The 19,589-nt window shown below is 47.5% G+C and carries 16 protein-coding genes; 7 read left to right on the top strand and 9 right to left on the bottom strand.

Features of this window, described 5'->3' with window-relative positions:
* The first annotated feature begins 8 nt into the window (after window positions 1-8).
* From G8759_RS24740 to G8759_RS24730, 3 genes are all read left to right on the top strand, one after another.
* A complete protein-coding gene (locus G8759_RS24740; RefSeq protein WP_167214151.1) occupies window positions 9-1,979 on the top strand; it encodes a putative porin in 1,971 nt (656 codons plus the stop codon).
* 90 nt (window positions 1,980-2,069) lie between these two features.
* Complete coding sequence (locus G8759_RS24735) at window positions 2,070-3,815, top strand: GMC family oxidoreductase (RefSeq protein ID WP_162389553.1); 1,746 nt, start codon at window positions 2,070-2,072, stop codon at window positions 3,813-3,815.
* Between the two features lie 10 nt (window positions 3,816-3,825).
* Window positions 3,826-4,464, top strand: a complete 639-nt coding sequence (locus tag G8759_RS24730; protein ID WP_167214149.1) for a gluconate 2-dehydrogenase subunit 3 family protein — start codon at window positions 3,826-3,828, stop codon at window positions 4,462-4,464.
* 83 nt (window positions 4,465-4,547) lie between these two features.
* Here G8759_RS24730 and G8759_RS24725 read toward each other — a convergent pair whose 3' ends face one another.
* The 7 genes from G8759_RS24725 to G8759_RS24695 form a co-directional block, all read right to left on the bottom strand.
* Window positions 4,548-5,660 carry a serine hydrolase domain-containing protein gene (locus G8759_RS24725; protein WP_167214146.1) on the bottom strand — a complete coding sequence of 371 codons (1,113 nt, stop codon included), beginning with the start codon at window positions 5,658-5,660 and terminating at the stop codon, window positions 4,548-4,550.
* Window positions 5,661-5,700: 40 nt separating this feature from the next.
* The gene (locus G8759_RS24720; RefSeq protein ID WP_167214142.1) at window positions 5,701-6,093 is read right to left on the bottom strand and encodes a VOC family protein; all 393 of its coding nucleotides are present in this window, start codon (window positions 6,091-6,093) and stop codon (window positions 5,701-5,703) included.
* 210 nt (window positions 6,094-6,303) lie between these two features.
* Window positions 6,304-7,638 (bottom strand): tRNA (N(6)-L-threonylcarbamoyladenosine(37)-C(2))-methylthiotransferase MtaB, encoded by a 1,335-nt coding sequence (mtaB, locus tag G8759_RS24715; RefSeq protein ID WP_167214138.1) that lies wholly within the window; start codon window positions 7,636-7,638, stop codon window positions 6,304-6,306.
* A gap of 136 nt (window positions 7,639-7,774) precedes the next feature.
* Entirely contained in the window at window positions 7,775-8,554 is a 780-nt protein-coding gene (gene eutC, locus G8759_RS24710) for an ethanolamine ammonia-lyase subunit EutC (RefSeq protein ID WP_167214135.1), read from the bottom strand.
* A complete protein-coding gene (locus tag G8759_RS24705; RefSeq protein WP_167214132.1) occupies window positions 8,551-9,933 on the bottom strand; it encodes an ethanolamine ammonia-lyase subunit EutB in 1,383 nt (460 codons plus the stop codon). Before G8759_RS24705 ends, eutC begins: the two co-directional genes overlap by 4 nt.
* Window positions 9,934-10,009: 76 nt before the next feature.
* Window positions 10,010-11,326 carry an ethanolamine permease gene (gene eat, locus G8759_RS24700; RefSeq protein WP_167214129.1) on the bottom strand — a complete coding sequence of 439 codons (1,317 nt, stop codon included), beginning with the start codon at window positions 11,324-11,326 and terminating at the stop codon, window positions 10,010-10,012.
* 47 nt (window positions 11,327-11,373) lie between these two features.
* On the bottom strand, window positions 11,374-13,890 hold the full coding sequence (locus G8759_RS24695) for a phosphocholine-specific phospholipase C (protein ID WP_167214126.1): 2,517 nt from the start codon (window positions 13,888-13,890) through the stop codon (window positions 11,374-11,376).
* Window positions 13,891-14,518: 628 nt separating this feature from the next.
* Between G8759_RS24695 and G8759_RS24690 the strand changes: the two genes are divergently transcribed.
* From G8759_RS24690 to G8759_RS24675, 4 genes are all read left to right on the top strand, one after another.
* Window positions 14,519-15,553 (top strand): glutamine synthetase beta-grasp domain-containing protein, encoded by a 1,035-nt coding sequence (locus tag G8759_RS24690; protein ID WP_162389561.1) that lies wholly within the window; start codon window positions 14,519-14,521, stop codon window positions 15,551-15,553.
* A 490-nt stretch (window positions 15,554-16,043) separates the two neighbouring features.
* Window positions 16,044-16,487: a hypothetical protein gene (locus tag G8759_RS24685; protein WP_167214123.1), complete on the top strand. Its 444-nt coding sequence runs from the start codon at window positions 16,044-16,046 to the stop codon at window positions 16,485-16,487.
* A 364-nt stretch (window positions 16,488-16,851) separates the two neighbouring features.
* Complete coding sequence (locus G8759_RS24680; RefSeq protein ID WP_167214120.1) at window positions 16,852-17,187, top strand: hypothetical protein; 336 nt, start codon at window positions 16,852-16,854, stop codon at window positions 17,185-17,187.
* Between the two features lie 484 nt (window positions 17,188-17,671).
* Entirely contained in the window at window positions 17,672-18,130 is a 459-nt protein-coding gene (locus G8759_RS24675) for a hypothetical protein (RefSeq protein ID WP_167214117.1), read from the top strand.
* Between the two features lie 82 nt (window positions 18,131-18,212).
* Here the strand turns inward: G8759_RS24675 and G8759_RS36470 are convergent, their stop codons facing one another.
* Together G8759_RS36470 and G8759_RS24665 are read right to left on the bottom strand one after the other, a co-directional pair.
* The gene (locus tag G8759_RS36470; protein ID WP_394353261.1) at window positions 18,213-18,632 is read right to left on the bottom strand and encodes a transposase; all 420 of its coding nucleotides are present in this window, start codon (window positions 18,630-18,632) and stop codon (window positions 18,213-18,215) included.
* On the bottom strand, window positions 18,514-19,356 hold the full coding sequence (locus tag G8759_RS24665; protein WP_167214114.1) for an IS3 family transposase: 843 nt from the start codon (window positions 19,354-19,356) through the stop codon (window positions 18,514-18,516). Before G8759_RS24665 ends, G8759_RS36470 begins: the two co-directional genes overlap by 119 nt.
* Between the last annotated feature and the right edge of the window lie 233 nt (window positions 19,357-19,589).

Here is a 19,589-nt window from a genome sequence, read left to right as displayed (position 1 = left end):
TTGACTTGATGAATCGAAGCGTACTTTTTCTTTTCTTTTTTATAAGCCTGATGTTTACCGTTCGGGCGCAGCAGTTTCCGGGGACAACGCAGCAGCTACCGGGTGGTTTTGGCCAGTCAAACCGCCCAGGCAGTACCTCCAGTGCTAGTTTTGGTGGTATCGATGATACGACGAAGGTCATTTATGGGCCCAAGTCGACCCGTTACATGCTGGAAGAGGATATTTTTAATAACCGAAAGAAACTCTACACCATGGATACGACCATGGATAATGTTCATCAGTTTCTGTATGTTCAGCGAAGCCAGAACCAATTTCAGGATTTAGGCAATCTGGGTACACCCATGAAGGATGTGTTTGTATCGGTGCCCCAGCAGTTAGGTGCCCAGACAGGCTATTCGGTTTTTTCGCCGTATGCCTATCAAACGATGCAGGTGAAATATTTCGACACCAAGTCGCCGTTTACGGATATGTATCTAGCACTTGGCGGACATAATCAGAACATCCTTCGGTTTGATTTCTCCCAGAATATAACGCCCCGCTGGAATGTAGGCTTTAATTTGCAACGCTTTACGTCCCAGAAGCAATTTGGTACCAGTGGCGCGAATGATCCAACTAAATTGCTGGCGCAAAACTGGGGATTTCTGGGCCATACGAACTACCGATCGAAAAATGACAAATACACCCTGCTGCTGCATTTCATAAATATGCACCATACTATTTCCGAGCAGGGGGGCGTATTGCCAGGTACTAATCTCGACGGAACGAGAAATATTTATGCTTACACCGGTGATGCAATATTGACGGGTGGCGCTTTAAACCTGCCGGACCCGCAAGGCAGCGACATTCGGAATGACTGGCATATTTACCATCAGTACGTGCTGGACCAGGGGTTTCAGGTGTATCATCGACTCGATTATAACCGGCATAAAAACTATTTTCAGGACGATACACTGGCGATTAACAAAACTTTTTACCCCGCTATTCTGGGCGATACATCGCGTATCGAACAGGATGCCCGCTTCCGGTTACTCGAAAACCAGTTTGGGCTAAAGGGAGTCTATAAACGGGGCCAGTCGGCGTTTAACTACCGGGCTTATCTCCGAAGCCGGGTATATGGTCAGTATACACGCTATAATACCGCACGAACCAATTATAACGAATACGAAACCCGCCGGGTCGAAACGTTTCTGGGCGGATGGTTAGGCTATTATTTCCCCGACAGTTTATCGCAGGTAACGGCTGAGGCTGAGTACCAGGTTGGGGGTGGGTATCGGCTACAGGGCCAGTTTGAGAGCAAGTACCTAACGGCTGGCTACTCGTCTATTTTTGCCAATCCGACGCTGTTGCAGGAGCGTTTTCAGAGCCATATTTTCTTCTGGCGTAATAACTTCAGCCTGCGAGGTTATAACCACGCGTATGGGAAGCTTAATCTTCGGTATAAGAAATTACAGTTGCAACCGGGGCTGGATTATTATTTGCTCAGTAATTACGTCTATTTCGACACGGCCGCTGTAGCCCGGCAGTTAAATGGATCATTCAGCGTACTGCGAACGGGGCTGGGTTATCGCTTTGAAATTGGTAAGTTCCTGGCATCCGGGCAGGCGTATTATACGGTTCAGTCAAGGCGCGATGCCTTGCGGACACCACCGTTTTTTATGAATGCCCGCTTTCAGTATGAGTTGCTGTATGCCAAAGTACTCTACATCCAGGTAGGGATTGATCTGCATTACAAGTCGCCCTATTATGCCGATGCCTACATGCCTGTCACTCAGCAATTTTATATTCAGAATACAAAGCAGGTAGAGGGATATGTGCTGGCTGATGTCTTCGCCAACCTGCGTGTCAACCGAACCCGGTTGTTTGTTAAGTTTTCTCATGTCAATCAGGGGGTGTTTCAGCCGGGTTATTTTGTTGCTCCTGATTTTCTCCCCATGCGCCGGAGTTTTGCTTTCGGCGTCGATTGGTATTTGTTTGATTAAGTAAGTAGGGTAGCAACTGCTGGTTTCTCTCTTTAGCTAGTATATTTAAGCTTATTTTTAAGAGTACTCATAATAATCTCAACTTTTTGCATGGACCCCTTTCAGATTAAGAAGGCCCCGGCACAATTCGATGTAGTCGTTGTCGGCTCTGGCGCTGGGGGCGGTATGGCCGCCTACACACTTGCTAAAGCCGGTGCTAAAGTCGCGTTGCTGGAGGCCGGTGGCTATTTCGATCCCGCTGATCCTAAGTATATTACGCAATTGAAATGGCCCTGGGAGTCGCCCCGTCGTGGTGCTGGAACGACGCGTGCATTTGGCGATTTTGATGCCGCATGGGGTGGTTGGCAGATCGATGGTGAACCCTATACGACTGCAAAGGGAACTGAATTCCACTGGTTCCGGTCGCGGATGCTTGGTGGGCGTACGAACCACTGGGGGCGTATTTCACTCCGGTTTGCACCTGATGATTTCCGGCGTAAAAGCATGACCGGCGTTGGTGAAGACTGGCCAATTGGCTACGATGATCTCAAACCATTCTACGACCGCGTAGACCGCCTTATTGGTGTTTTTGGCTCGGTCGAAAACATGCCGTCTGAACCCGATGGTATTTTCCTGCCCCCGCCTAAACCGCGTTTGCACGAGCTGATGATTCGGAAGGGAGCACGAAGTATTGGTATTCCGGTCATTCCGTCTCGTTTGTCCATTCTTACCAAACAGATTAACGAAGAGCGAGGCCAATGTTTTTATTGTAGCCAGTGTGGGCGGGCCTGTCAGGCTTATGCCGATTTCTCGTCGTCGTCGGTACTGGTAAAACCAGCGCTGAAAACCGGCAATGTTACCCTGATCAACGGGGCTATGGTTCGCGAAGTGCTTACCGACACCGCAACGGGGCTCGCAACGGGCGTTAGTTACGTGGATACGCTGTCGTTGCAGGAAAAAACAATCATGGCGAAATCGGTCGTGCTGGCTGCCAGCGCGGGCGAAACAGCCCGCTTGTTGCTTAACTCGAAATCAAGCCGTTTCCCGCAGGGGCTGGCCAATACGAGCGGTGTTGTAGGGAAGTATATCAACGATTCGACCGGTGCCAGCCGATCGGCGTTTGTGCCCGCGCTGATGGACCGTAAACGCTACAACGAAGATGGCGTTGGCGGCATGCACGTTTTCACGCCCTGGTGGCTCGATAACAAAAAACTTGATTTCCCGCGTGGTTACCACATCGAATACTGGGGTGGCATGGGTATGCCCGCTTACGGATTCGGCTGGGGTGTTGAAGCGATGAATGGAATGATTCCTGGCCGCGATGGTAAAATGAAACCCGGCGGTGGCTATGGTGCCAGCCTGAAAGACGATTACCGTCGTTTCTATGGTGCGTATGTTGGTATGGCAGGCCGGGGTGAACCAGTCCCGCTTGAGAGTAACTACTGCGAAATCGATCCGAACGTTGTCGATAAGTACGGTATTCCGGTGCTTCGATTCAACTATAAGTGGTCAGATTATGAGGTGAAGCAGGCCAAACACATGCAGGATACCTTCGAAGAAATTATTCATTCGATGGGTGGTATTGCCCTTGGTAATAAACCCGGTCCAGAGAACAGTTATGGACTGGAAGCACCCGGCAAGATCATTCACGAAGTTGGTACTGCCCGCATGGGTAATGATCCAAAAAATTCGGTTTTGAACAAATATCAGCAGGCTCACGATGTGAAGAACCTATTCGTAGTCGATGCTGCGCCATTCCCGTCACAGGGCGATAAAAACGTAACCTGGACGATTCTGGCCAGTTCAATGCGTACATCGGAATACTTAATTGATCAGGTAAAGAAGAAGAATATTTAAATTTTCGGTCATGAAACGCAGAGACACCCTTAAAGCCTTTTCCCTTGCCGGCTTCGGTCTGGCAGTTTCGCCAGTAGAAGCAGCCGTGCCAGCACCGCCTGACGTTAAACCGCTCAAAATTCCGGGCGGACGGCAGAAGTTCGAAGCTGAGCGCGATGCCAAACTGAATGCCGAAAAGTTTTTTACACCCCACGAATTGCAAACCGTTACGGTGCTGTCGGATATCATTATCCCTGCCGATGAACGGTCGGGTAGTGCGTCGCAGGCGGGTGTTCCCGCTTTCATCGAGTTCATGATGAAAGACCAGCCCAGTAACCAGACGCCAATGCGGGGTGGTATTCGCTGGCTCGACAATACCTGCGTCAAACGCTACGGTAAACAGTTTGTGCTGTGTACGAAAGCGCAGCAGATCGATATGATTGAGCAGATCGCTTACCCCAAACTGGCTAAGCCCGACATGACCCAGGGCGCATCGTTTTTTTCGATGATGCGGAACATGACGGCAACGGGCTTTTTTACCAGCCAGATGGGCGTTAAAGACATCGGTTATGTTGGCAACGTTCCGAACCAATGGGACGGCGTACCGGCAGATGTTTTGAAGCAATACAACCTGGCCTACGAAGAGCGTGAGCTAACGCAGGGGAAATAGAATCAGGTGTTAACTTGGCGCGGCCTCATTCATTGAATGAGGCCGCGTTTTTTATAAGGGTCAGCTGATTTCTCCCAGCTTTTTTACCGCAGATAGGACAGAATTCCTTTTGTCATCTCATCCAGTTTTTTGCTTTCTACGTTCATGCAGATGACGACGCACAATTGTTTATCCGGGAATCGGGCAAACCAGGTTTGAAATCCCGGTTGCCCACCTGAATGCATAATCTGCTGGCCCAGAACCGGATGCTGCCGTAAAAACCAGCCAAAGCCATAGGTTGTGCCGGACCTGAACTCAATCAATTGCCCCTCAGGAGTACGGGCGGGCCGAAAGGCTTCATCCTGAATCGCTTTGGGCAGGAGTTTATAATTGCTCAGGGCATCATCCCACTTTTTCAGATCACCAGTAGTTGAAATGACCGACCCGTCGCCGTAAAAATCGCCGAGGTAGAATACAAAATTCTGGTCAGGCTCGAGGTGTGCTGGCTTGAGGGTGTTGTTTCGGCGCAGATAGCCGGTTGCCAGATTCTTTGCCTTTATGCGTCGAATATCCGTGACCAGCAGGGCCTCTGTATCGTTCATGGATGCTGGTTCGAACAGGTATTTGCGCAAAAACGCCTGATAAGTCATCCCGGATAGTCGTTCGATGATAGTTGCCAGTAAATCGAATCCGATGTCGCAATAAATCCATTTTGTGCCAGGAGGTGCCTGAAGCGGCAGCTTATGTTCAGCTAAATAAGCCAGCATTTCTGCGTTTCCGTTCGATTTTGAGGTATCCAGCTTCGGCCTGATCTGCGTCCAGAAGTCAGGCAGCCCTGACGTGTGGGTGAGCAAATGACGGATTGTAATGTTCGGATACGGAAAGGTGGGCAGATAGGTCTGAACGTTATCATCGTACTGGAGCTTTCCAGTTGCTTTTAAGTGCATAATGGCATAAGCCGTAAACTGTTTTGACACCGATGCAATTTGAAATTGTGTCAAACTGGTAAGCGGGTGCTGTTTATCAACATCTGCCATGCCATAGCTTCTGGAAAGGATCTCTTTTCCATGTTGAGCAATCAGAATGGTACCATTAAGCTCCTGTCGATTGTAATAAGCCTGTAGCAGTGAGTCAATTGAGGCTACATTCTGTTGAGCCTGACTGCAAACCAGTGGGGAAACCACAAGAAAAAAGATAGTGTAAATGCGTTTTAGCATAATCGTGATGGTGTGAAACTCAACTGGATTTCCGTGAACGCTACTTTCTAGGCTCAAGCAAATCCCATAAGTTGCCATATAGATCTTCAAAAACGGCGACTGTGCCATAAGGGTGCTCAACAGGTGGCCGAACGAATTTGATGCCTGCCTTCTGCATGGTCTCATAATCGCGCCAGAAATCATCAGTGTACAAAAAGAGAAAGACACGCCCACCCGTCTGATTCCCCACCCGGCTTCGTTGATCTTCACCGTCTGCTTTGGCGAGTAATAAGCAACATTCCGACGAACCTTTGGGGGCTACCCGAACCCATCGTTTTGTTTCACTTAAAATGGTATCCTCCAGCAGGTCGAAATGGAGTTTATTCGTGTAAAAATCAATCGCTTCGTCATAGTCATTGACAACGAGAGCAAGATGGGCAATGTGTTGTTTCATGGGTAATTCGGTTAACGATTGAGGGGTGCAGGGATTTATCGAATCAATTCGTAAATGCGGCAATATCGGTTATCTCATCGTTCCGGCCATGTGCAGGGTCAGTTTTATTCGTAATTCACTTCCCCTGATTATCGTCTCGCGAATCACCAGCTATTGCCATAAAAAAGCCGGTTCATCGACCGGCTTTAAAAATAGTATTCTGTTTATAAGCTAGAGCATATCGACAGCTTCCGCAACCTCCATCAGACCGACGGCGTTGACGGCGGTCAGGTGAACGGGTAGCGTTTCATTAATTAGCAATGGGTCATATTTTGCAACCACACGAACGTAGTTTTCGGTGAAGCCCTGCATCAGACCGTCGGCAATGTCTTCTTCAAACAGAACCGTTGCGTCACGACCCACCTGCGAATCATAGAAAGCACGACGTTTCTTATCCGACAGAATATGCAGCATTTTCGAGCGATCAGCGCGAACATGGCCTGGAACTACCGGCTTGATCGATAACGCGGTGGTATTGGGCCGTTCGGAATATGTAAAGACATGCAGGTATGAAACCGGTAATTCGTTCAGGAACAGGTATGTCTCTTTAAAGGCTTCTTCAGTTTCGCCGGGGTGGCCCACAATCACGTCTACACCAATGCAGGCATGTGGCATCAATTCCTTTATTTTCTGAACCCGGTCAGTATACAGTTCACGCTTATATCGACGGCGCATCAGGCCCAACACCCGGTTGCTTCCCGATTGTAACGGTACGTGAAAATGGGGGACAAACCGCTTTGATTGGGCTACAAAGGCAATAATCTCGTCGGTAAGCAGGTTCGGTTCAATGCTCGAAATCCGGAAACGTTCAATACCGTCGACCTCGTCCAATGCCTGTACTAAATCAAAAAATGTCTCCTGGCGCTGGATTCCCAGCCCGGTGCTATTGATTAGCCCGAAGTCGCCGATGTTAACGCCTGTCAGTACGATTTCCTTCACTCCACGTTCGGCAATTTCATAGGCTGCCCGCACCACGTTAGCAACTGTGTCGGAGCGGCTTTTTCCCCGTGCGAGCGGGATCGTACAGTAGGCGCATGGGTAATCGCACCCGTCCTGTACTTTCAAAAACGTGCGTGTCCGGTCGTTGAGCGAATAGGAAGCATGATAGTCGATTACTTCCTCAATTGGCGAGTTGAAAATCTGGGCGGTTTGACCCGTTGGCACCTTCTCGAATGTCGGCATGAGTTCATGGAGCCGAAACTTCTCGGCCGCACCGAGTACAGCATCAACACCCGGAATCTCTGAAATTTCTTGTGGTTTCAGCTGGGCATAACACCCAAGAACAGCTACATAGCCATCGGGATTGATTTTTTGCGCTTCACGAACAATTTTCCGGCATTTTTTATCGGCATTGTCCGTCACAGAGCAGGTATTGATGATAAATATGTCAGGCTGTTGATTAAACTCCACCCGTTCATACCCATGCTGTTCCATCAAACGGGCGAGGGTAGAGGTTTCTGAGAAATTCAGCTTACAGCCAAGCGTATAGAAGGCGACTTTTTTCACGATACGTAATTTCCTTCGTTGTAGCAGTGGTTGGTATGCGTGCCACGGTTCCAAACCCACTACTACAACGAAAACACACTGATTCTGCAAAATTACAAAAAAACAGCGGGGTGGGTTCCGTATTGCTAACTGAAAGTCACCCGATTGGCAAACGATCCGGTTCGGAGCCGTCGGTATCTTTCAGGGAAACACCGGTAAGTTGTAGCCGAAAGGCCGAATCAATCAGCCTCATCAACTTGCTGACGGCCACGGCAGGAGGGAGGCCCTGATCACGGATATTGGAAAGACAGTTCCGGCGTTCATCCGTCAGACCCGGTTGGGGAGCGTAGGTAAGATAAGCGCCCATACTGTCGAACGAACTAAGACCCGGCCTTTCGCCAATCAGCATAATAACCAGCTGAGCCTGAAGAATATGGCCTATGTCGTCGCTGATCGCTACACGGCCCTGCTCGACCAGTGTAATGGGAGCGAATGTATAACCTGCCAGCCGTGCCGCATCGATCAGGTTGCGAATAACCAAGGGGGCATAGGTATTAACCGCACTAGCCGAAAGCCCGTCGGCAATGATGATGCTCAGCTGGGAAGGAGATGCGTTTAGATCGTGAAGCTGACGGGCCGATTCCTCCGATAATAGCCTTCCCAGATCAGGCCGTTGTAGATAAATATCCCGGTTTGCCGCTTGACTATAAACACTGTAGATGGGTAATTCCGTATCAGCCAACGCTTCCTGTAAACCACTATTATCCAAACATGAATAAACGGCGTCTTTGGCGTGGGCGTGAGCCAGTTTGAACTGGAGAGACTCCCGAAGTGGAATTGAAACGCCTGTTCTGCCCAGGGCAATTCGGGCAGCTGTGTACGATTTCAGGGCTTGCCAATCGTCCGTTTCGGTCGCTATTTTCTTCGGTTTATTCATCCACCAATCAACTCCGCGTAAAATTGTTTCTGTACACTTGTCGACAGGCGATTTCCAGATGCGTCCATAATTCCCTGCCCAAGTAACCAGGCCTCAAATTCAGGCGCGGCACGTAGCCCTAGCACCCGACGCAAATACAACGCATCATGGAAAGACGTAGACTGGTAGTTGAGCATGATGTCGTCGGCACCCGGTATTCCCATGATGAAATTAATACCCGCCACACCTAATAGCGTCAGAAGGGTGTCCATATCGTCCTGATCGGCCTGTGCGTGATTGGTATAACAGATATCCATTCCCATAGGTAATCCCATCAGTTTTCCGCAGAAATGATCTTCAAGTCCGGCGCGAATGATCTGTTTTCCGTCGAATAAATATTCTGGCCCAATGAAACCGACAACCGAGTTCACCAGAAATGGGTCATAATGACGGGCAACGGCATACGCGCGAACTTCGCAGGTTTGCTGATCGACACCATGATGCCCGTTGGACGATAACGCACTTCCCTGGCCTGTTTCGAAATACATGATATTCTGGCCAAGCGTACCCCGCTTCAGCGACAATCCGGCTTCGTAGGTTTCCTGAAGTAGCGACAGACTCACGCCAAAGCTGGTATTGGCTTTTTCGGTGCCCGCAATTGACTGGAAAACCAGATCAACGGGTGAGCCCTGTTCGATCAATTGCAGTGTGGTTGTAATATGGCTCAGCACGCAGCTTTGGGTTGGTATCGAAAATCGCTCCCGTATGCCGTCGATCATGTGCAAAAGGCGAGCGGTCACGGCGGGACTATCGGTTGCTGGGTTGATCCCGATCATGGCATCACCACTGCCATACAACAGACCGTCGATCATGCTGGCCGCTATTCCTTTGGCATCATCTACAGGGTGATTGGGTTGTAGGCGGACCGATAAATGCCCTCTCAATCCAATCGTATTTCTAAACTGGGTCACCACTTCACATTTCTTCGCCACCAGAATTAGATCCTGATTGCGCATAAGTTTCGACACGGCGGATACCATCTCAGGTGTCAGACCGGGTGCGATTTGCCGGATCGTGGCTAAGTCGGCCGCGTCGCTCAGGAGCCAGTCGCGCAGATCGCCAACGGTAAAATGGCTGATCAGCGAAAAGGATTCTGTATGATGGGTATCAACAATAAGGCGGGTAACCTCGTCGGATTCGTAGGGAATGGGTACCTCATTCAGAAAAGTTGACAGGGGCACATCCGCCAGCGCCAGTTGGGCAGCCACCCGCTCTTCGTAACTCTCAGCCGCCAGCCCCGCCAGTACGTCACCTGAACGCAATGGACTTGCTTTGGCCAATAGCGTTTTCAAGTCCTCAAATCGGTAGGTGAAACCCCGGATGGTGTACTGATAACTCATGAACGTGGTTTTCGGCTTATGATTTTTCAGATATGGCTGGCTGACGCGACTGGTTAAAGAATAAACCCGTTGCTCGTCAGATTTGCATCAGTTCCTTGCTTTTTCGGTGTTTACCAAAGGCGTAGAAGAGAACGATAATGGCAAATAATCCGGCAAGAAACAGCAGACACAACCAACTATAAAAATAAATCATTGCGGCCAGAGCTACAATGGCCAGCAGCAGGGCAAGGGCAGGAAATACCGGGTAGAAAGGTGCTTTGAAGGGTCGACTGAGAGTTGGTTCGCTCCGGCGAAGTTTAAATAAAGCCAGCATACTGACAATATAGACGACTACAGCGCCAATTGTTGAAAGTAAAACCAGCTTGCTCGTATCCAGCAACAGCAACGCTAAAACGCCCAGAGCAGCACCCGCCAGTAAGGCCCAGTAAGGCACCTGCTGACGAGGGCTAACTTTTGACAAAATAACGGGTAAATAACCGCTGCGGGAAAGTGCAAAAATCTGCCGGGAATAGCTGATAATAATTCCATGAAAGGACGCAATGAGGCCGAAGAGTCCAATACTGGCGAACAGTTTCGTCCACGGATTCGTACGACCTAAAACCAGTCCAATCGATTCGGGAAGAGGATAATCGAGCGTAGCTAGCTTTTCCCACTCAGCAATACCCCCTACGCAAATCATGACCGCCAAAGCCAGGATCGTTAGCGTCAGCAGCGCGGAAATATACCCTTTTGCGATAGCATTTTTCTCGTTTTTGACCTCCTCGGCTACCATCGCGACGCCTTCCAGACATACATAAAGCCAGATCGCAAAGGGCAGGGCGGCAAAGACGCCCGACCAGCCAAATGGCATGGGGTTATGCAGAAAATTAGCCAGTTTGAAATCAGGTGCAACTACGCCGATAAACAGAAGCAGTTCGGCAATAGCAAGCAGCGTCATAACCAGTGAAAACCAGGCCGCTTCTTTGATTCCGAGCAAATTGATCAGTGTGAATAAAATGTATGATCCGACCGACACACCGACCACTGAAATGGATGGGTACAGAAAGTGAACATAGCTCCCCAACGCAAGCGCAATAGCCGGGGCGGCAAACAGAAACTCGATGAGGGTTGCATAACCTGCCACCAACGCTCCCAGCGGGCCGAACGCTTTGAGTGCATACGCAAAGGGCCCGCCCGCATTGGGAATCGATGTGGTTAGCTCCGTAAAGCTGAAAATAAAGGTGAAATAAAGGAGCGTAATGACAAGAGTTGCCAGTAAAAGCCCCACGGTTCCGGCCACCCCCCAACCATAATTCCAGCCAAAATACTCACCGGATATGACCAGCCCAACCCCAATTGCCCATAAATGAATCGGTTTTAATGCTTGTTTTAAGGCTGGTTGTTCGTTGGCCATGCTGGAAAGAGGTAATTTGGTAAGGAGGTTACTTGAGAAATAATAGGTTAAACGTTTCCAGACTGACCCATCAGAGGATCACTATAACCCGCTTTTCCGGTCTCAACGCGACCGGCATACCGTTGCTCAAAGGCGGCAAAGCCGGATACTTGCAGACTAAAATCATACCAGTTGTGGCTGTTTTTTAAATTCAGTACGATAGTAGTTTGAGCGCCTTTTGCGCCTGCTTTTTCCAGCATTTTCTGCTCACCTTTAGTCCGATAGGCATTATCGGTAAGTTGGATCGAATAAGACCGTTGTGCGTCGGCGTTTTTAATTTTTATCAGCACATTGCCCGTAAATTGATTTTTCGCATCCCGTTCATACTGGCACGAAACCTCAATTGGTGGATTGCCCGTTGCCCCTTTAAACTCGCGAAGGAACCCATTGGGACCGTAAACGCGCAGGTGATAAGGTTCGCTGAGTGGCCAGGAATCACTGAATTGATCGCCGGGGGCAACTGTGTAGGAACGAATCGCCACGTTATCGCTCATGATCTGGTAGACCTGAAAAGGCGATCCAACCGCTCGTTTCCCGAAAACTTCGTTTTTAGCAGCCAACGTTAGCATGAAGCGGTCATTGACTGTGCGACCATCTGCATACAACTCGTAGGGCAACGCATTGGCAGGCCGAACACCTTTTTCCTGACGGGGCCAGTGTGAAAAAGTCATTGGGTCTGCATTGATCTGGCGAATCTCATCCGGGCTAAAGGCTTTATAACCAGTTGGTACGGGCTTGAACTGGGCCTTGTGTATGCTTTCAATGAACGCTTCTTTGGCGACGAAAGTGGGTAATTTAATTTTTTCGCCCTGATACGGCCGGAATGCCGACGTCAGATCGCCACAAACAGTGCGACGCCAGTCGCTAATATTTGATTCCTCGATTTTCCGGCCTTTTTTATTGCTCAGGAATTTTTCCAGAAACTGAAGCGTCGACGTATGGTCGAAAATCTCCGAACAAACGTAACCACCACGACTCCACGGAGAGGCAATGACCAGCGGAACCCGGTAGCCGAGACCAATAGGACCGGTGCGCCCCTTGTTCTGACGTTTGATCTCCTGTTCTTTGGTAACAAACTCCAGCCTTGTATCGATGCCTTTACTGGTTAAACCCGTCTCAGGCTGGTCGGGATGGGCCGGTACGTATGGCGGAACGTGATCGAAATAGCCATCGTTTTCGTCGTAGGCCAGGATGAAAATAGTTTTCTTCCAGATGTCGGGATTCTGAGTCAGAATGTCCAGAACCTCCGAAATATACCAGGCACCATACCAGGGCGCGCCAGGGTGATCGGAAAAGTTTTCGGGCGCTACCAGCCAGGAAACAGTGGGTAGTTTTTGTTTTTTTACATCGGCCCGAAATTGATGCAGAACATCGCCTTTGGGTACCTGTATCTCCCGTTTCGTCGTTCCATCCTGATAATCTAATCGGGTCAGTTTATGGTAATCCGGATCGTTGGCGTTGGTTGTAAATGCTTTTTCGCAAAGGTTTTTATCCCGCTGGGAGAGTTGCTTAAACTTCGCTGGCGTATACTTCACCAGATCCTCCTGAATGAGTTTCTGAAAGTGTAGCTGATTCGTTAATTCGCGTTTCGTTTTTGCATAGTCTTTATCCGTTTCGGTCAGCGTTTTTAGTTTGTCTTCCAGTGCCTTGATTCGTTCAGGTATGATTTTTTCCTGTTGCTGAATGAACGGATAATAGGCCGGGTGAAACCGAACGCGATACTGCGAAAACCACTCAATTGGGTTGTCGGTGAAGTTACTCAGCCAGGCATCTTCTTCACCTTCCAGACCGGTAGGTAGGCTGATTTCATTTTGGTAAATTTTCCAGGAAATGCCTTCATCTTCAAGCCGTTCGGGGAAAGTCGTCCAGTTTACCTCCGCTTCATAATCGACGTTTTCATTGCGGACGTTGGCAATTGCCTGCGGGTTCTTTGGATCGCGAACGGTGCCCGTCCAGAAAAATAACCGGTTGGGAGTCGTTCCGGTCAACGAGGAGCAGAAATTCTGATCACAAACAGTAAAGGCATCAGCCAGTGCATAATAGAAGGGGAGGTCGTCGCGGTTATAATAGCCCATTGTTAGGGGCATGTTGGCATAATCCTTATTGCCCGACTTCTTGGAGTCCAGCCATTTATCCAGTTTTCCACCATTACGCGCATCGACCTGATCGGTCCAGGAGTGGGGGAGTGAGCTCATCCAGGTCGCTTTTGTATCCCGGATATTAAGCCGGAATGGAGCGTAGGTTTCGTTGGCCGCGTTGGTCTGAAGCCACACTTTGTTTTTGTTCGGCAGGTCAATGGCTCTTGGGTCATTAAAACCACGAACGCCCTGGAGCGTACCGAATGTATGGTCGAAGGAGCGGTTTTCCTGCATCAGGATAACCACATGCTCGGCATCCAGATAGGTGGTGCCGGGTTGAGGATCAATGGCAAACGCTTTTTGAATCGAAGCGGGCAATACGCCCGAAAAACCGGCTACGGTTGACAGTAGAGCAGCTTTCTTTAAAAATTCCCGTCTGGAATCCATTACGTTCAAAGGATGATTGATGGACAAAAGAGGCTATCCTGATTACACGGCTGACTTGTGGGGCAATGCAAAATGATAGCTTGAGGTCATAAAAGTAAAGAAAGCGATCAACAGACTTTCGGGTTTCTTTTTACCAGTATGTTAACACTGTAAGCCTCTTGCCGGGAACCGTGCCATGGTTACTGATACTACTCCTGATAACCGTGGCACGGTTCCCGGCGAATGCCCTACAGCGGTTGGTCAAAAGCAGAACGAATGCGCAAAATAATGCAGATATGACTTCTAGAGAAAGATCGAGTGTAATTTATTCCTGCAAGCTAATTGTCAATTTAGGTAAAAATGGGTAAAAAGCTATTGTTTAGGCGCTATCAGGTTCATTTTTAAAGATGTAGTGCTTCTAACGGATGGTTTTCGTCATTCGAACTCCAAATTAGAGCTTCATTAATTTTTCTAATGAAATATGGCTATTTTCTGTACCAAACGAATTTTAATTATAATAATTCCATAAAATCCGTAAGAAATACCGTCTGGGAGGGTAGATGCATTAATAAATTATTGTTGCGTCGTTCTATATTTGCTGAAAGTATCGTAACAAAACCCGTATCTCAATACAATCCACCTGTATACCATGGCAAAGTCGAAGTTAGAGTACATTTGGCTCGATGGCTATAAGCCCACCCAAAGCCTGCGTTCCAAAACAAAAATTGAAGCTGATTTCTCGGGTAGTCTCGAAGATTGCCCGATGTGGTCGTTCGACGGCTCTTCGACCGAGCAGGCCGAAGGCGGTTCATCGGACTGTTTGCTGAAACCAGTTTTTATTGTACCAGATCCGCAGCGTAAGAATGGTTACCTCGTGATGTGTGAAGTGCTGAATGCTGATGGTACTCCTCACGTAACAAACGGACGTGCTACGATTGAAGACGACGATAACGATTTCTGGTTTGGTTTTGAGCAGGAATATTTCCTATGGGATTTAAGCATTGATAAACCACTAGGATTCCCGGCCGAAGGTTTCCCAACGCGCCCACAAGGCCCATATTATTGCTCTGTAGGCGCTCAGAATGCCTATGGTCGCTATATTATTGAAGAGCATCTGGACGCTTGCCTGGAAGCTGGCCTGAACGTTGAAGGTATCAACGCCGAGGTGGCAACAGGTCAGTGGGAGTTCCAGATTTTCGCTAAAGGAGCAAAAGCAGCTGGTGACCAGATTTGGGTTGCCCGTTATATCCTGGAGCGTATCGGCGAGAAATACAATATTGCCATCAACTGGCATTGCAAGCCGCTGGGTGCAACTGACTGGAACGGTTCGGGTATGCACGCTAATTTCTCGAACACGGCTCTGCGCACGTCTGGAAGCAAGGAAGTATACGACAAAATCTGTCAGTCTTTCTCGCCTGCCGATGTTATCAAAGCGCACATTGCCGTATATGGTGCTGATAACGAGCAACGTCTGACAGGTAAACACGAAACCCAGTCGATCGATCAGTTCTCTTACGGTATCTCTGACCGGGGTGCTTCGATCCGTATCCCTATCGCTACGGTAGAACGCGGCTGGAAAGGCTGGCTCGAAGATCGTCGTCCGAACTCGGCCGCTGATCCTTATAAAGTAGCTGCTGTCATTATCAAAACCGTTAAATCGGCTGAGATTCTGGAAACTGCTTAATAACAGGAAACTGGATTAAAGACGTTAGTCCTAAGAATGCTAGCTCATTAATCGAATATCCGTAAACGATAGAAAGCCCGGCTACGCAAGTGGTCGGGCTTTTTTGTTGCTAAATGGGAACCATACAACTAAGTGCTGAACCATGTCCAGGTTTATAAAGACTGAGAGAAAAGTAGGCCTGACTGATTCGTTGAGGGTTACCAGTCTGGTGCCTTTTTAAGGTAAAAGTGATTTTTATTGACTGTGTTATCTGCTGTGTTACAAAATCGGGGAGAAATCAGCATTCGGATTGACCACTAGCGCAGCGGCCCGTGACTGACAAGGGTATTGGGTGATTATGGTTAATAAAGTATACATATTTTCCATAATTGCCTGATAAATATATATAATAAATTAAGAATATAGTTTCGTAAAGAATTTATAAATACATACTTTTTGTAAAAAAGATTATTTATGTTTATGACCAAATCAACCTTAATAGATTCTCATCATGAAATCAAATCAACTACGAAGCTTGGCCACGGTAGGCCTGCTGTGGCTGGGTCTGAGTGCAGGCTGTAGCCCACCTGATCCTTGTAAAGATGGCGAATGTTGTATGCCCAATACGCCCAACTTATTTGTTAAGCGATTGGATGGTATTCGGGTGGACTATATTAATGTAGGATTCGTCTTGAAAGAACCTATTAAAATAATGGGGAGACGTGATTCACTAATTGATGCGGCATTTACTTGTCAAGTTCAAGAGGATTTGATAGCGGGCATGCATCTGAAATCGAATACTATGATTGATAAGGATGGCAAGAATCGTCCGATTGATTCGACGCGTGCATACCCTTATCGGCTCTGGGGTACCTTCTACGAAACTCCTGGCATACATCTACTTGTGTATGATGCTTATGCGATTAGAGTCGAAAAAATAGAAAACGTTTATTAGATTTTTTATAACCACCCTTCAACTTGTAAACCATCATGACCACCCTATTTTTTCGTATTTTTTTTATGTAACCTAATACTTTTTAGTATTAGTAATGGTTCAATCGCTCAGCGCTACAAACCTAAGTATCTCCGTGAAAATGATAAAACCCTGCTCCAACTGACCAGTCGCGCCACTGATGATGGCTGGCTTAAAAGCTAGAATGAGATACGTAGAATTGTAGCCAAATCAACCTAAATAAATTCTTATCATGAAAATTAAGCAATTATCAAGCCTGGCCACGGTAGGCCTGCTGTGGTCGTGTTTGAGTGCAGGTTGTAGCAAAAAACCACCTCAACCTGACTGCAAGAATGGGAGCTGTTGTATGGCAGGCTATCAAAATACCGTTGTACGGACCTATGTCAATGCGCCAGCTTATTTTGGCGGCTCCTCATTTACCTTCCAGGATTCAATTACTTGGTTTGGGTCCCGACTAATTCGTACAGCCTTTATTTGCAGTGTGCAGGGTGAACAGATTCAGCATATGAATCTGACAAACAGCATTGTAATCGACCCGGTTACACTCAAGGCTCGTCTAGTTGATTCGACCAATATGTACCCTTATCGTGTATGGGGTACCATTTATCGCGTCCCCATCTATGCCTTTGATGGAGCTCCAGTCCATGCAGTGCGAATTGATAAGATCGAAAAGGCTAATTAATCTCTCTATTTCTTATTCAATCCCTTTAATCCATCCCATTATGCAAAAGTATCTAATTTTCTGGCTCTTATTTTGTAGCCTATTGTTCCAAAATGACATCTTATATGGCCAGAAATTTGCACCTAAATATTTAAGAGAAAACGACAAAAGTCTATTATCCCTAACCAGCCGAGCCACAGATGATGGCTGGCTTGAGTTCCGAAAGGATAAAGATGTCGATGCAGCTTTCTTCATTATCAGGTCCGCCCAAAGCCTTGACCTTATCCTACAACATAGTGGAGCAATAGGCTTTTAGATTAAAGGCTACCATCTCAACATGGGAATTGAGAAGACATTGGTTATTTTTGTAAAACTATGGATAAATATAGTATATAAATTTAAATACTTAATCGAGTAGAATTGTATCAAAATAATGTAAATAACTATTAAAGACAAAAAAGATTACATATAATTGTGAGCAAATCATTCTAACTAAAATCTCACTATGAAAACAAATCAACTACGAAGCCTGGCTGTGGTAGGCATGTCATGGCTAGCACTAGGCGTGGGTTGCCAGAAAGATCCACCTAAACCTGGTCCTGAGGTAGCCCACTCTTGTAATGATGGTACGTGTTGTATGCTAGATGCTCGGTACTATGATTATGTGGAGACAATTGCAAACGAGCCTGCAGATTTGAGCGGATCAAGCTTGACATTTAAGAATGGTTTCCCAAGTAAAGCTGTGTCTGAGACTTTTAAGGCCTATTCGTTAGGTGTCTGTGATTTAAGCCATGCAAAAATCGTCGGCTTATTAAATACCGTCTCATTAAATGCAAAATCTTGGGAGGATTACCCATTTCGCTATAGAGTATGGGGGAAAGTTTATCACGACCGCTTGACCCAGACAATAATAGCCTCACCAATTTTGAACGTTTACGTTGACCGCATTGAAGAAGTTAAATAAAGAGTTTACCCACCGTTCTAACACATAATCATGAATATAGTGTACCCCATTGTCTGTACCACTGTTCGGCCAAACGAAATGGTTAGTTGACAGATTTGTATTCGTTTTTCTTCCCTTCCATTAGTATCCTTGCCGGGGGGCGGTAGCCCAACGACTGATGAGGACGTTGATTATTGTAGTACTGAAAATACTTAACCAAACCCGCCCGTAACTCACTGCCTGTTTGGTAGTTTCGCAAATAAACATCTTCATATTTCAGGGTTCGCCAGAACCGTTCAACGAAGATATTATCCAAAGCCCGCCCTTTTCCATCCCAACTAATAGCAATCTGATGATCTTGTAGCACAGCCACAAAATCGTCGCTGGTGAATTGACTGCCCTGGTCAGTATTGAAAATCTGTGGTTTGCCCCACTGCCCTAAGCTTTGCTGTAAGGTAGCCACACACCAGTCCGCTTCGAGAGTATTGCTCAACTGCCAGTGCAGGACATAACGGCTGTGCAAATCTAAAATGGCCATCACATAAAAAAAGCCTTTGGGCATGGGAATATACACTGATATCAGTGGCCCAGACCTGATGGATGCGGTCGATTATCAACCCTCTCAACAGATAAAAGAATCGTTGCCGGGGCACTCCTGGTTTGGACAGGTTTGGTTTAGGAAACGGGGTCTCTAATCCCATCAAGGCTCTTAATCGGCGAACTCGCTTGATGTTAATTTCCCAGCCTTCCTCTTTGAGGAGTACTACCAGACGCCGATGACCCAGGTCAGGATGCTCCACATACCACTCATCAAGTCGGCGCATTATTAGTAGGGTTTGCTCATTGGTCACTACAGGCTCATAAGACAGACCAGTTCGGCTGACACCCAACAGCCAACATTGCCGCCGAAGGCTTAACTCAGGATGGGATCGTTCGATCATGGCGCGTCGTTGGCTTAGAGGTTGATTCCCAGTTTTTTTTTTGAGCCAACTCAACTCCATCTGAAGTCGTCCGATCTGCTCATAAAGTGGTCCCTTTTCATCGGCGACGGGTTTTTCTGCCCCCTTTTGTTGATCAAATACTTGTGGGGCAGCAGCCATAAACGTTTGTTTCCAGGTTTGCACCAACTGTGGATGCAAATCGTAGTCGCTGGCGATCTGATTGAGTGTTTTGTCCTGACGCAATACTTCTAAAACGACCTTCACCTTAAACTCGGAGGTGAACTGGCGACGGCTTTTTGCTTTCATGGTTAACTAAGTTAGCAACCATTCCGACAAGCTTAAAGGGTGGTACAAAAAAGCGGGACCACTATATGAAAATAACTCTAACCTGATACCTATTTATTTGTTGCTTAATTTTTGAAGCGATAACTAGCTCCTTTGCCCAGAAATTTAAGCCAAAGTACCTTCGCGAGAACAACAAATCCTTACTCCAACTGACCAGCCGCGCTACCGATGATGGCTGGCTAGAATTCAAGTCA

Origin of the sequence: Spirosoma aureum (assembly GCF_011604685.1) — a bacterium.
GTDB classification, from domain to species: domain Bacteria; phylum Bacteroidota; class Bacteroidia; order Cytophagales; family Spirosomataceae; genus Spirosoma; species Spirosoma aureum.
The sequence above is the reverse complement of the archived record's forward strand: the minus strand, read 5'-3'. Positions and strand labels throughout refer to the sequence as shown.